At 49.3% G+C, this 12,456-nt stretch carries 12 protein-coding genes; 1 reads left to right on the top strand and 11 read right to left on the bottom strand.

Annotated elements, in window-relative coordinates; translation table 11 throughout:
• Positions 1-85: 85 nt before the first annotated feature.
• The 4 genes from dapB to EOE67_RS10465 all read right to left on the bottom strand — a co-directional run bounded on the left by dapB (position 86) and on the right by EOE67_RS10465 (position 4,292).
• Positions 86-934, bottom strand: a complete 849-nt coding sequence (gene dapB / locus EOE67_RS10480) for a 4-hydroxy-tetrahydrodipicolinate reductase (protein ID WP_127699039.1) — start codon at positions 932-934, stop codon at positions 86-88.
• 28 nt (positions 935-962) lie between these two features.
• Positions 963-2,063, bottom strand: a complete 1,101-nt coding sequence (locus EOE67_RS10475; protein ID WP_127699038.1) for an aminoglycoside phosphotransferase family protein — start codon at positions 2,061-2,063, stop codon at positions 963-965.
• A 75-nt stretch (positions 2,064-2,138) separates the two neighbouring features.
• Positions 2,139-3,011, bottom strand: a complete 873-nt coding sequence (locus EOE67_RS10470) for a nucleotidyltransferase family protein (protein ID WP_127699037.1) — start codon at positions 3,009-3,011, stop codon at positions 2,139-2,141.
• A 126-nt stretch (positions 3,012-3,137) separates the two neighbouring features.
• Positions 3,138-4,292 carry an iron-containing alcohol dehydrogenase gene (locus EOE67_RS10465; RefSeq protein WP_127699036.1) on the bottom strand — a complete coding sequence of 385 codons (1,155 nt, stop codon included), beginning with the start codon at positions 4,290-4,292 and terminating at the stop codon, positions 3,138-3,140.
• Positions 4,293-4,753: 461 nt separating this feature from the next.
• Here EOE67_RS10465 and EOE67_RS10460 point away from each other — a divergent pair, with 461 nt between their 5' ends.
• Positions 4,754-6,058, top strand: a complete 1,305-nt coding sequence (locus tag EOE67_RS10460) for a Na+/H+ antiporter NhaC family protein (protein ID WP_127699035.1) — start codon at positions 4,754-4,756, stop codon at positions 6,056-6,058.
• A gap of 291 nt (positions 6,059-6,349) precedes the next feature.
• On the opposite strand, the gene EOE67_RS10455 is transcribed toward EOE67_RS10460, so the two are convergent.
• From EOE67_RS10455 to dnaK, 7 genes are all read right to left on the bottom strand, one after another.
• Complete coding sequence (locus EOE67_RS10455) at positions 6,350-6,616, bottom strand: type II toxin-antitoxin system RelE family toxin (RefSeq protein WP_127699034.1); 267 nt, start codon at positions 6,614-6,616, stop codon at positions 6,350-6,352.
• Complete coding sequence (gene relB / locus EOE67_RS10450) at positions 6,600-6,812, bottom strand: type II toxin-antitoxin system RelB family antitoxin (protein WP_127699033.1); 213 nt, start codon at positions 6,810-6,812, stop codon at positions 6,600-6,602. The genes EOE67_RS10455 and relB overlap by 17 nt, the downstream gene beginning before the upstream one ends.
• Positions 6,813-7,289: 477 nt before the next feature.
• Positions 7,290-7,772 (bottom strand): zinc ribbon domain-containing protein, encoded by a 483-nt coding sequence (locus tag EOE67_RS10445; RefSeq protein WP_164852290.1) that lies wholly within the window; start codon positions 7,770-7,772, stop codon positions 7,290-7,292.
• 184 nt (positions 7,773-7,956) lie between these two features.
• Positions 7,957-8,151: a hypothetical protein gene (locus EOE67_RS10440; RefSeq protein ID WP_164852289.1), complete on the bottom strand. Its 195-nt coding sequence runs from the start codon at positions 8,149-8,151 to the stop codon at positions 7,957-7,959.
• A 106-nt stretch (positions 8,152-8,257) separates the two neighbouring features.
• A complete protein-coding gene (locus EOE67_RS10435; RefSeq protein ID WP_240652780.1) occupies positions 8,258-9,079 on the bottom strand; it encodes a M48 family metallopeptidase in 822 nt (273 codons plus the stop codon).
• Between the two features lie 99 nt (positions 9,080-9,178).
• Entirely contained in the window at positions 9,179-10,318 is a 1,140-nt protein-coding gene (dnaJ, locus tag EOE67_RS10430; RefSeq protein WP_068060222.1) for a molecular chaperone DnaJ, read from the bottom strand.
• 238 nt (positions 10,319-10,556) lie between these two features.
• Positions 10,557-12,455, bottom strand: a complete 1,899-nt coding sequence (gene dnaK / locus EOE67_RS10425; protein ID WP_127699030.1) for a molecular chaperone DnaK — start codon at positions 12,453-12,455, stop codon at positions 10,557-10,559.
• Between the last annotated feature and the right edge of the window lies 1 nt (position 12,456).

Genomic DNA, 12,456 nt, shown 5'->3' with positions numbered 1-12,456 from the left:
ATTTGCTGGATTTGGTCTAATCCTTTTTTGATAAATTATAAAAATAACGGTTTTGCAGCAAATTTGCAGACAATTGCTCAAAAACCTAAGCTAAGTCGGCTAAACCCAGCACTTGCTGCATAGAATAAAGTCCGGGCTGCTTATTTTGCAACCACAATGCTGCACGCATGGCACCTTGGGCAAAGGTACTGCGGCTCGACGCTTTATGCGTGATTTCCAGCCGTTCGCCAAGGTCGGCAAACAGTGCCGTGTGGTCGCCAATGATGTCACCACCACGCACTGTGGCAAAGCCAATGGTCTGCTGGTCGCGCTCACCGGTGATGCCTTCGCGGCCATAAACCGCACATTCGTTTAAGTCACGACCAATGGCTTTGGCGATACTGGTGCCAATCGCCAGCGCGGTGCCGCTTGGCGCATCTTTTTTAAAACGGTGATGCGCTTCAATAATTTCGATATCGGCGCTCTGCCCCATCACTCTGGCGGCGGTTTGCACCAGATGTAGCAACAAATTCACGCCCACGCTCATATTGGGCGCCCAGACAATTGGGATAATTTTGCTGGCTGCCTGTACTTGGGCATATTGCGCGTCCGACAAACCGGTGACGCCAATCACCATGGCTTTTTTGGCGGCAACGGCCAGCGCCAACTGCGCCAGCATCGCTTCGGGCATGGTGAAATCAATCCAGACCTCAGCTGCCTGCACCGAGCTAAGTGCTGTTTCTGTGAGCTTCAGACCATTTTTACCACAACCGGCGAGTTCTCCGGCATCCACGCCAATCAGCGAAGAACCGGCGCGCACTGTGGCTGCGGTCAGTTGCAGTTTTTGTGCTGATTTTTCATTGCCTTGCAACTCACGGCCTTGCAACTCAGTGGCAACTGTCACCAGCGCGCGGCCCATCCGGCCATTGGCACCAAAAATTCCGATAGATGTCATGCGATTACCTTTTTACTAATGGTGCTACTCAGTCTAAATATGAAGCAAGCTTCGGTTGCTGCGCGATTAAATCCTGATACAAGCGGATCTGATTCTGCGCCCGTTGCAGGTTGTGGTCGCTGCGCTTAATAGCGAAATAGACATCGCCATTCAGGTGATCGGCTAAAAAGCGAATACCAATCATCAGGCACATCACTTTGGCTCCAAGCAGCAATGACTGCTGCTCGGCCGGTGTAATCACCCCGGCGAGCCCTTGCAAATAACCTTCAGCCAGTGCTTTGAAAATTTCTGGCCGGATCCGCACTTTATCAGTATCTAATGAATCTTCGGCTTCAGGTGAACAACAAGTACGCACCATATCGCCAAAATCAAACAGCCAATAGCCTGGCATGCAAGTGTCTAAATCGATGGCGGCAATGCCACGACCTTGCTCAGCGCAGTACAGCATGTTATTGATTTTGGTGTCGTTATGGCAGACGCGTAGCGGTAAGGCCGGGCATAAAGCGGCAAGCTCATCGACCAAACCTTGTTGCGCCAGACAAAAATCGACCAGCGGCTGACACTCTGCCAGGCGGCCAGCTTTATTCGCGGCGATGGCAGCTTGCAGCTGGGAAAAACGCATGCCGAGGTTATGGAAATCCGGTAATACCGTGACCAGCGAGCTGGCGTCAAAATCAGCCAGCGCCGCCGCAAACTGGCCAAAAGTGAATGCTGCGGCAAAAGCTTGGGCTGGCGATTCAACCACTTCGATACTGCTACCATGATCGATAAATTGCAGTGCCCTTAAATCCTGAGCGTCCCCCGCCAGATAACTGCCATCGGCTTTGGCCTGTTGCTGCAGGATTTGCAGCGGATATAAACCTTGTTGTTGTTTCGCCAATAAGTGCCGCTCAATTTTCAGCGCGTTTTGTACCAGATCGGCCGCCGACGGAAAAATTGAGGTGTTAATTTGTTGCAAAATCAGTCGTTTATCGGCAGCACTTAATAAAAAGGTTTTGTTGATATGACCGTTGCCAAAAGCTTTGATATGGGTGTCTGCCGGTAATTGATAGTCCGCCAGCACTTGAGCTGTGACCAGCGGATGCGCTTTGATATTTGCTGCTGAAGTTACTGCATTTTCTGTCGTCATATAAAAAATCCGGCCTGCTAAAAATGAAAAAACAGTGATTGCTCAAGGCAAAAATCCACCTTTAGTTAAAGGTTGTCAGGAGCTTTGCTGCTGAAAGTATTCGACTATTTCGGCCAAATCAGCCGGATATGTCACCCCAAACCAGCTGTCCGGCGACAAATAAACCCGAAGTTTTTGCCCTTGCTGTAAGCTGCTGTCGACCACTGCAGGCAAATAACATTCTGCCTTGGGATCCGGCTGCTGAGCTAAAAAGCTACAAAGCGCCTGCGCCAGCGCCGGCACTATGGATGGGGTAAATCCCCAGATATTCATCGAAACCGCTTGTGCTGCGTCCAGTCCGATCGAATCACCATTGAGATCAATACCGCTAAATTGCTGCTCGTGCTGTTTAATCTGAATCATTTCTGTCACTGCTTGCAAATACCCAGCATTGACCTGACAAATGCCACGATTCACCCCACCATGGGCTGATAGAGTTTTTAGCAGTGGAAAGGCGACCATTGCCCATTCGGCTTGGGTCGTGGCGAAATGCTGCACCAATTGCTGCATCGCGGTGTGGCCGTAATAGTCGTCGGCATTAATCACAATACACGGCTGCTGCGCCAGAAATTGTCTCGCTGACCACAGCGCATGTGCGGTGCCCCAGGGTTTTTGCCGCTGGCTAATATCCACATCGGCAACCGGCAAATCAGCAGGATTTTGCAGCACCAGCTGCACGGTCAAATCTGACGGAAAATACGGCAATACCTGTTGTTGAAGCGCCGCAATAATGTTTTCCCGAACGACCAATGCCAAGGTTCGCACACCGGCGGCATAAGCATCCAGCACACTAAAGTGCAATAGAGTGCGGCCTGTAGAGCCCAGCACAGCCAGTTGTTTATCGCCACCAAAGCGGCTGCCCATGCCTGCGGCAAGCACCACCAGAATTGGGGTTTGAGATGCGCTCATCTTCAAATCGCTGTTGAATGTTTAGAAATGGCGCACATCATACCCGCTGCGGCTAGGGGCTGACCAGCCCTGACGAAAAAGCCCAGAACTTTGCTCCGGGCTTTTGCTGTGAAGTACCAAAACCGATTAAAGCGCGGCGGTCAAAATTTGCCGTGACACATCAATTGTAATATCGCCATGCTCACCAAGTTTAAACATCCGGTGCTGTTCCAGTTTCGCTACCAAAGCATCCACCGCATCGGCTTTGATGCCGTAATCGGCCATCCGCGTTGGCACGCCCATCTGTTCAAAGAAAGCGCGGGTGTGAGCGATGGTTTCATCAATCAACCGCTCTTCATCGCTATGTTGCAGGTTAAACACCCGTTGGCCATATTGGATTAGCTTGGCACGTTTCTGGCTACGTTGTTGCTGTAACAGCGCCGGTAATACGATCGCCAGTGTCTGTGCATGGTCAAGGCCATATAAAGCTGTCAGTTCATGACCAATCATATGGGTGGCCCAATCTTGCGGCACGCCCTGCCCGATCAGACCATTCAGCGCCATCGTTGCCGCCCACATCACGTTGGCGCGAATATCATAATTTTGCGGATCTTTGAGCGCTAGTGGGCCTTGCTCGATTAACGTCAGCAGCAAACCTTCGGCAAACCGGTCTTGCACCGCAGCGTTGACCGGATAGGTCATATATTGTTCCATTACATGCACAAAGGCATCGACTACGCCGTTGGCCACTTGTTTTGGCGGCAGACTAAAGGTGACGGTCGGATCCAACACTGCAAATTGCGGATACACCAGCGGGCTGGCAAACGACAATTTTTCCTGAGTGCTGTAACGGGTGACGACGGAGTTGCCATTACTTTCAGTGCCGGTGGCCGGCAGTGTTAACACACAACCTAACGGCATCGCTTGGGTTACCGGCGCTTTTTTCGCCAGAATGTCCCACGGATCGCCTTCAAACAGCGCCGCAGCGGCAATAAATTTGGTGCCGTCGACCACACTGCCCCCACCGACCGGCAGCAAATAAGTAATGTTTTCGGCTTTCACCAGTTCAACTGCTTTGAGTAAAGTTTCAAAAGATGGGTTTGGCTCAATCCCTGAAAACTCAACGACTTCAAAACCGGCCAAGGCTTGCAGCACCTGCTGATACACGCCATTGTGCTTAATCGAACCACCACCGTAGGTAAGCAAAACTTTGGCACCTTTGGGTACTAAGGTCGCCAACTGGCTGATTTGACCCTCGCCAAACACAATCCGGGTAGGGTTTTGATAAGAAAAGTTAAACATAAAGACTCCGCTGGCTGAGGTAATTGGCTGGCCTGACTACGTTTTACCGCAAGCTGTTGGATCAAACCGGCAGCCGGGTACTGGCTCTGAATATGGCGTTCAATTACAGAAAATCAACCGCTTTGGCTCAGTATTATGTAAATTGCTAATGTAACGCATATACCCGTCATCCTTGAAGATTAGGGGTTGTTGGCCGCCTTCGCTCACCCCAGTCACTTAGAACAGCTAAGCTCCTGGGGATTCGCTCAGTTGCCGCCTACCCGAATCTTCAATGATTTTGGGTATAGCAGATGATTGGCGGCTGGCTGATAGCTGCGATGTCATAACTGCTAAGTCATAACGGAAAGTTATTTGACAGGACTTCTGGACGTCTTTATATTCCGCAACGTTATATGCAAAGCCGCTAAATCAGCATAATAAATGTAAAGCCATGCATACCGAATTTATGATGGAGTGATTGAATGAATGTAGTTAACCAACAGCAGGCAAAACTGTCGTTATTGCCGTTATTGCTGTTTGTATTGTTGTTTTTGGGCACTGGCCTGTACCTGCAAAGTCAGGGCGTGGCTTATGCTTTTTATCAGTTACCAGGGCCGGTAGCCATTATTCCGGCCTTAGTGCTGGCCGTATGGCTCAACCGGGCGCCACTGACGCAAAGCATTGATTTACTGATTAAAGGTGCTGGTAATAGCAATATCATCACCATGTGTATTATTTACCTGCTGGCCGGCGCTTTTGCCACGGTCGCACAAGCCACCGGTGGTGTTGATGCCGTGGTGAATGCCGGTTTAAGCCTGGTGCCGGCGAGTCTGCTGCTCCCCGGGATCTTTTTAATTTCTGCGATTGTCGCTACAGCGATGGGTACCTCGATGGGCACCATTGGCGCGCTGGCGCCGATTGCGGTTGGCGTGTCACAACAAGCCGGTATTGAACCGGCATTAGTGGCAGGCGCGCTGCTCAGTGGCGCGATGTTTGGCGACAATCTGTCGATTATCTCGGATACCACTATTGCAGCAACCCGTACTCAGGGTGCTGAAATGAAAGATAAATTTCGCGAAAACTTTAAAATTGCGATGCCTGCTGCGCTATTGACTCTGATCCTGTTTGCCAGTCTGGCGACCACCGATACTGTGGTCAGCGTCAAAGATTTCAGCTGGACCGGAGTGTTGCCTTACGCCGCTATTTTAATTTTGGCGCTGGCCGGAATGAACGTATTTGCGGTGTTATTGCTGGGGATTGTGCTTGCGGCATTGCAGGGCGTGCTGTTCGCGGATTATCAGGTTGCCAATCTGGGCAAAGATATTTTTAAAGGCTTTGGCAGCATGCAGGAAATTTTCCTGTTATCGATGTTTGTCGGCGCGTTAGGCGAATTCGTCAAACAACAAGGCGGCCTGGCCTGGATTGCAGGCCATATCGCCGCTGCAGCGAACAAATTAGCGCTGGCTGGCAACAAAGCCCAACAACTGGCCATCGCTGCTTTGGTGTTTATCAGCAATCTTTGTATCGCCAATAACACCGTCGCCATTGTGATAGCCGCCGACGTCAGTAAAGACTTAGCCGAACATCACAATATCAGCCCAAAACGCAGCGCCAGCCTGCTGGATATTTTCTCCTGTATCAGCCAGGGCTTGGTGCCTTATGGCGCACAGGCGTTATTGCTCGGCGCGAGCTTTGGCTTATCGCCATGGGATGTGGTGACGCAGAGTTATTATTGTTTTATTTTGGCGTTTGTGGCTTTGGCGTTCGTTATATTTGGACGCAAATAGGCGGTTTTGCTGATTTGGCCATCAGATTGGCCTTTTTTGCATAACGCCGTTGGTGAGTTTTTTTGCAACGCCCTTGTTGCATCGGTTTCGCCGATGGCGAGTATCTTTCTTTTGCTTCGCCACAACATTGCAGGAGCAATGTTGAACAGCTTTAGCTGGCCCCGAAGGGGTGAGCCACATGGATGTGGCGAATAAAAGAAAGATACCAAAGAAAAGGCGACCCCGGATCGCTCGAAAGCCCGCTTTACGGGGACCAAAAGCAAAAGCACATTTTGCCTGAAAGACTGACTTTTAATCGTAGACCTCTTTGCGGTGGCTGGTTTTCAGCACTAGCACCACCAAGTTGCCGTCTTCAATCAGGCAGATTATGCGGTAGTCTTTCACCCGATAGCGCCACAGCCCTACCTTATCGCCTAATAAAGCTTTACCGAATCTGCGTGGAGATTCATCTGTTGCAATACGACTTTTCAGGTAATGGAGAATATCCCGCTGTATTTGCTTATCGAGTTTCTTTAACTCTTTGACAGCCCGCTCGTCCCACTCAATCGTCCAGACCAAGCTCGCGCTCCACGGCATCCATGCTGATACGTTTACCCGGTTGTTCCAGGCGGCTTAGAGCGATATAGGTATCTTCCATTTCATCCAGATAGCGCAAAATCGCTTCCTTGGCATAAAAGGACTTAGTGCGACCAGTGGAATCAGCCAGTTTGGCCAGTCGTTCTTCAATTTCAGTACTTAATCGAAGCGATAACATAAAGCCTCCGCAAGACATGTATGACGTGTAAAGCATACGCTGATGCTGGATGAGCGACAACTGATGGCTTTGGATTTGGCGACTGCCAATAAGATGAACTTCGGGAACTAGAAGAGTGTTTTCTTAGATGGTTTCGCACAAAGCTTGTTGTTTTGGCAACAGCCTTGTTGCATAGGTTTCGCCTACGGCGAGGTTTGTGAGCAACGCCCTTGTTGCATAGGTTTCGCCTATGGCGAGTATCTTTCTTTTGCTTCGCCAAAAGAAAGATACCAAAGAAAAGGCGACCCCGGATCGCTCGAAAGCCCGCAATAAAATCAACAGTTTGAGGCGCCGACAAAACTCGCGGTTCGCTACCGTCGAACCGCTCAGACAGTTGTCGGCTTAAAACCTCAAACCGTCGATTTTAAAGCGGCTCGCTTTACGGGGACTAAGAGCAAGAGCTATCGGCAAACATTCTAACTAGAAGAAAAATTCAACTTAATTTTCGAGAGCTCCTTTTGAGGTAAGCATCTCTATAATTAAATTGTCTCCTCTCATTTTTGCTAGTTCTAACGGAGTCCTGCCGTCTAGATTTTTTTCATTTACATCAGCGCCTTGGTCAATTAAATCAACTGCATTGGCCCAGTTCCCCTGCCAAACTTCATAATGTAAAGGAAAAGGCTTTGGTTGCGCTCTGACGCTATCGTTCTGAGATGAAAATACATAACCACAATGCTTACATTTAATCGCTTCAAATTTTATTGTCTCAGCACAATCAGGGCATTTTTTGCATTCGCCTCTTTGAATAGCTGAAAACTCGATTTGAGTGTTATCGCTAGAAATTATCAAAGAAACCAATAATCCAACAGGACCGAGCAAAAAACCGATAAAAAACCAACCAACAGAATTTCTACCTTTATTGGCGGCAGCAATTGCAGAACCGATCCCACAGGCCCCCCAAAAAATCAAAGCAATCAACATGTAATTTTCCATTACGCTCACCAAGTTTATGATTATTGTGTTGTCTTTTTTGTCACTAAATTACGCAATCTCTTACTTCCAACTCTTGCCTATCGCCACTTCCCGCTGTGTGCAGGCAAAAAATAGGTGCACATCCGCTGTTGTCCCCGTAAAGCGAGCCGGGGGTTTGGCCGGTTTTGAGGTTTTAAAACTGCGCACTGTCTGAGCGATTTGACGTTAGCAAATCGCGAGTTTGCGCAGTTGCCTCAAAATCGAGACAAACTTCCGGGCTTTCGAGCGATCCGGGGTCGCCTTTTCTTTGGTTTCTTTCTTTTGGCGAAGCAAAAGAAAGAAACTCGCCACAGGCGAAACGCTTTTTAAAACAGCCATTTGCTGCCAAACAACAAATTCCGGCGTACTACCCTTCGGGTGAGTACGCCCTACTTTCGACGTTATCAGCCAAAACATACGCCAAAGCAAAAAACGGCCAAACGTTGTCAGAAACGTTACTTATTACAACGGGGCAACCCCCCCTGCGCCTGCCGTGCTTGATAAGCAGCTAATGCTGAAGGCATATCTTTTTGCAGTTTCTTAATCCGGTTTTCTGGCACCGGGTGGCTGGATAAAATTTGTGGGGTGCCGCCGCTGCCTTGTTTGGCCATGTTTTGCCAAAGTGCAACCGATTGCTCTGGTTCAAAACCGGCTTTGGCCATTAAATCGAGGCCAATCACGTCGGCTTCGGTTTCATGGACCCGGCTAAAAGGCAGCACTAATCCGACTTGTGCGCCTAAACCAAAAGCGCTGGACAATTCAGCTTTATATTGGGTGTTCATCGCTGCAAGCGCCACATCGGCGACGCCTAAGGTCGTAGAAATAGCCTGGTTGCTGGATAACCGCTCGTTGGAGTGGCCGGCCATGACGTGGGCGATTTCGTGGCCGATGACTGCGGCTAACTGATGTTGATTTTCAGCCACCAGCAATAAACCGGTATAAACGCCAATTTTGCCACCCGGCAGCGCAAAAGCGTTCACCTGATCACTTTCGAAAACGACAATTTCCCATGGATTGGTCTGGTACTTTTGCGGTGTAACTTTTAATACGGCTTGCGCCACACACTGTACATATTGATTGGTTTTTTTATCTTTGCTGATTGGTGTTTTGGTCTTCAGCTCTTCAAAGGTCTGAATGCCCATTTTGTTAACCTGGGTGTTATCAAATAACATCAACTGCGGGCGGCCGGTTGGTGATTCAGCACAAGAGCCCAACATCAGTACTGTGGTCACCGCCAGGGTGAGTTTTGTCATTAACGCATAAGAAGATTTGAACATCAGGATCCCTTTTTTCAGTTCGATCGGATAAAACGCTATTAACCAGTTTATAGCGCTCAAAACAACACCGCCAGCATCAGCTGGCGGTATCTAAAGGTATTAACCGGTTAAATCATCAAAGAACTTTTTCACACCATCAAAAAAGCCTTTTGATTTTGGCCGGTGTTTGGCTTCGCTGTCACCGCCCCAGCTTTCATCCAGCTGACGTAACAAGTCTTTTTGTTTATCAGACAAGTTGACTGGCGTTTCCACAACCACTTTACAGACTAAGTCGCCGACACCACCACCACGGACCGATTGCACACCTTTACCCCGTAACCGAAACATTTTTTCGGTTTGGGTTTCAGCTGGGATCTTCAGTTTGACCCGGCCATCCAGCGTTGGCACATCAATTTCGCCGCCTAAAGCAGCAATACTGAAGCTGATCGGTACATCACAAGACAAGTTATTGCCGTCACGCACGAAGATCGGGTGATCTTTCACATGCACCTGCACATATAAATCGCCTGCTGGCGCGCCATGCATGCCCGCTTCGCCTTCGCCGGTCAGACGAATCCGATCACCGGTATCCACACCAGCCGGGATTTTAACTGCCAGAGTTTTGGTTTTTTCGACGCGGCCTTCGCCATGACACTTGGTACATGGATCCGGAATAATCTTGCCACGACCGCTACAAGTCGGACAGGTTTGTTGCACGGCAAAGAAGCCTTGACGCATCGTGACCTGACCAGCGCCATGACAGGTTGGACAGGATTTGGCCTGAGTGCCTTTTTTCGCGCCAGAACCGTCACAGACGTCACAACCAACCCAAGTTGGGATCTTAATGTCGACTGATTTGCCGCGAACAGCGTCTTCTAAATTCATTTCCAGGTTGTAGCGTAAATCTGATCCACGCTGCGCGCGCGATTGACCACCACCACGACGACCACCACCGAAAATATCGCCAAACACGTCACCGAAGATGTCACCAAAATCGCCGTTGCCACCACCAAAACCACCAGCACCGCGGTTTGGATCTACGCCAGCATGGCCGTATTGATCGTAAGCTGCTTTTTTCTGATCGTCCGACAGCACTTCGTAGGCTTCTTGTAATTCTTTAAACTTTTCTTCCAATGCTTTATCACCCTGAGTCCGATCCGGGTGATACTTCATTGCGAGGCGTTTATAGGCCTTTTTAATTTCTTTGTCATCGGCGCCTTTGGCGACACCGAGCACTTCATAATAATCACGCTTTGACATAATGCTGCTTCATGTTGGGTGAGCGGATATCCCCGTCATCCTTGAAGCTGTAGCTTTGTTGCCTTCATTCGCTCGCCCCAGTCACATAGGTAACTATGCTCCTGGGGCCTCGCTCATTTTGTCGCCGCGCTACAACTTCAATCATTTAGGGGATAGACAAACGACCGCCGGGGCGGTCGCTCTAGTGTCAAGCCAGTAGAAACCGCATCTTAAAGATACGGCTTCATCTGAACAATCATTATTTGTCTTTTACTTCTTCAAACTCAGCGTCAACCACGTCGTCACCGGCGTTTTTGGCGTTGTCAGCTGAACCAGGTTGTGCCTGGCCTGGCTGTGCTGCTTGCAGTTTTTGCGCTGCCTGCATCAGAGTCTGAGTTTTGGCTTCGATTTCTGCTTTGTCGCTGCCTTTGATCGCAGTTTCTAAAGCGCTGATCGCCGCTTCAATTTCTTGCTTGTCGTTAGTCGCTAAGTTAGTACCAGCTTCTTCGACTTGTTTGCGGGTGGCGTGAACCAGCGCATCAGCCTGATTGCGGGTTTGCACCATCTCTTCAAACTTTTTGTCTTCTTCGGCGTTCAACTCGGCATCACGTACCATGCGTTCCACTTCTTCATCGGTCAGACCTGAAGAGGCTTTAATCGTGATTTTCTGCTCTTTGCCAGTGTCTTTATCTTTGGCAGACACATGCAGAATACCGTCGGCGTCTAAGTCGAAGGTCACTTCGATTTGTGGCTCGCCACGACGTCCCGGACGAATACCTTCTAAGTTAAACTGGCCCAGCGATTTGTTAGCTGAAGCTTGTTTACGTTCACCTTGCAACACGTGAATAGTCACGGCCGCCTGGTTATCATCCGCAGTCGAGAACGTCTGTGACTTCTTGGTTGGGATGGTGGTGTTTTTCTCAATCAGCGCCGTCATCACGCTACCCATGGTCTCGATACCTAAAGACAATGGTGTTACGTCTAACAGTAATACGTCTGTCACATCGCCTGACAGTACCGCGCCCTGAATCGCTGCGCCTACAGCTACTGCTTCATCCGGGTTCACGTCTTTACGTGGCTCTTTGCCAAAGAAAGCTGTGACCGCTTCCTGCACTTTAGGCATCCGCGTTTGACCGCCAACCAGAATGATGTCGTTAATGTCGCCCACTGACAAGTCAGCATCTTTCAGCGCTTGTTTTAACGGCTCAATGGTGCGTTGAATTAAATCTTCTACCAAAGATTCCAGCTTGGCGCGGGTTACTTTGATATTTAAGTGTTTTGGACCTGTTGCATCCGCAGTGATGTACGGCAGGTTCACTTCGGTTTGTGACGCTGAAGACAGTTCAATTTTCGCTTTCTCACCGGCTTCTTTTAAGCGCTGCATCGCCAGTGGGTCGTGACGCAGGTCAATGCCCTGCTCTTTTTTGAACTCGTCAACCAAGTAGTTAATGACGCGTGAGTCAAAATCTTCACCACCTAAGTGGGTGTCACCGTTGGTTGACAACACTTCGAAGGTTTGCTCGCCATCCACATCGTCGATTTCGATGATAGAGATATCAAAAGTACCGCCACCTAAGTCATACACTGCAACTTTGGTGTCGCCTTTTTTCTTGTCCATGCCGTATGCAAGGGCAGCAGCGGTAGGTTCGTTGATAATACGACGAACTTCTAAACCTGCGATACGACCAGCGTCTTTGGTGGCCTGACGCTGTGCATCGTTAAAATAGGCTGGTACTGTGATCACCGCTTCAGTCACTGGCTCGCCCAGGTAATCTTCAGCTGTTTTCTTCATTTTTTTCAGCACTTCAGCAGAAATCTGCGGTGCTGCTAATTTTTTGCCTTTGACTTCAACCCAGGCATCACCATTGTCAGCTTTGACAATTTGGTAAGGCATGATTTTGATGTCACGTTGCACTTCAGCGTCTTCAAAACGACGGCCGATTAAACGTTTGATTGCAAATAAGGTATTTTTTGGGTTAGTCACTGCCTGGCGTTTTGCCGGCTGGCCCACTAACACTTCGCCATCTTCAGCATAAGCGATGATAGAAGGCGTGGTACGGGTACCTTCAGCGTTCTCGATAACGCGAGGTTGGTCGCCGTCTAAAATGGCCACGCAGCTGTTTGTTGTACCTAAGTCAATACCAATAATTCTACCCATA

The organism is Rheinheimera riviphila (assembly GCF_004005945.1).
Classification (GTDB): Bacteria; Pseudomonadota; Gammaproteobacteria; order Enterobacterales; family Alteromonadaceae; genus Pararheinheimera; species Pararheinheimera riviphila.
Note: the sequence above shows the minus strand (reverse complement) of the source record. Positions and strands in the feature narration are given on the sequence as shown.

Coding starts and splice junctions, on each gene's coding strand:
- dapB (WP_127699039.1), bottom strand. CDS start 934: ATGACATCTATCGGAATTTTTGGTGCCAATGGCCGGATGGGCCGCGCG.
- EOE67_RS10475 (WP_127699038.1), bottom strand. CDS start 2,063: ATGACGACAGAAAATGCAGTAACTTCAGCAGCAAATATCAAAGCGCAT.
- EOE67_RS10470 (WP_127699037.1), bottom strand. CDS start 3,011: ATGAGCGCATCTCAAACCCCAATTCTGGTGGTGCTTGCCGCAGGCATG.
- EOE67_RS10465 (WP_127699036.1), bottom strand. CDS start 4,292: ATGTTTAACTTTTCTTATCAAAACCCTACCCGGATTGTGTTTGGCGAG.
- EOE67_RS10460 (WP_127699035.1), top strand. CDS start 4,754: ATGAATGTAGTTAACCAACAGCAGGCAAAACTGTCGTTATTGCCGTTA.
- relB (WP_127699033.1), bottom strand. CDS start 6,812: ATGTTATCGCTTCGATTAAGTACTGAAATTGAAGAACGACTGGCCAAA.
- EOE67_RS10445 (WP_164852290.1), bottom strand. CDS start 7,772: ATGTTGATTGCTTTGATTTTTTGGGGGGCCTGTGGGATCGGTTCTGCA.
- EOE67_RS10435 (WP_240652780.1), bottom strand. CDS start 9,079: ATGTTCAAATCTTCTTATGCGTTAATGACAAAACTCACCCTGGCGGTG.
- dnaJ (WP_068060222.1), bottom strand. CDS start 10,318: ATGTCAAAGCGTGATTATTATGAAGTGCTCGGTGTCGCCAAAGGCGCC.
- dnaK (WP_127699030.1), bottom strand. CDS start 12,455: ATGGGTAGAATTATTGGTATTGACTTAGGTACAACAAACAGCTGCGTG.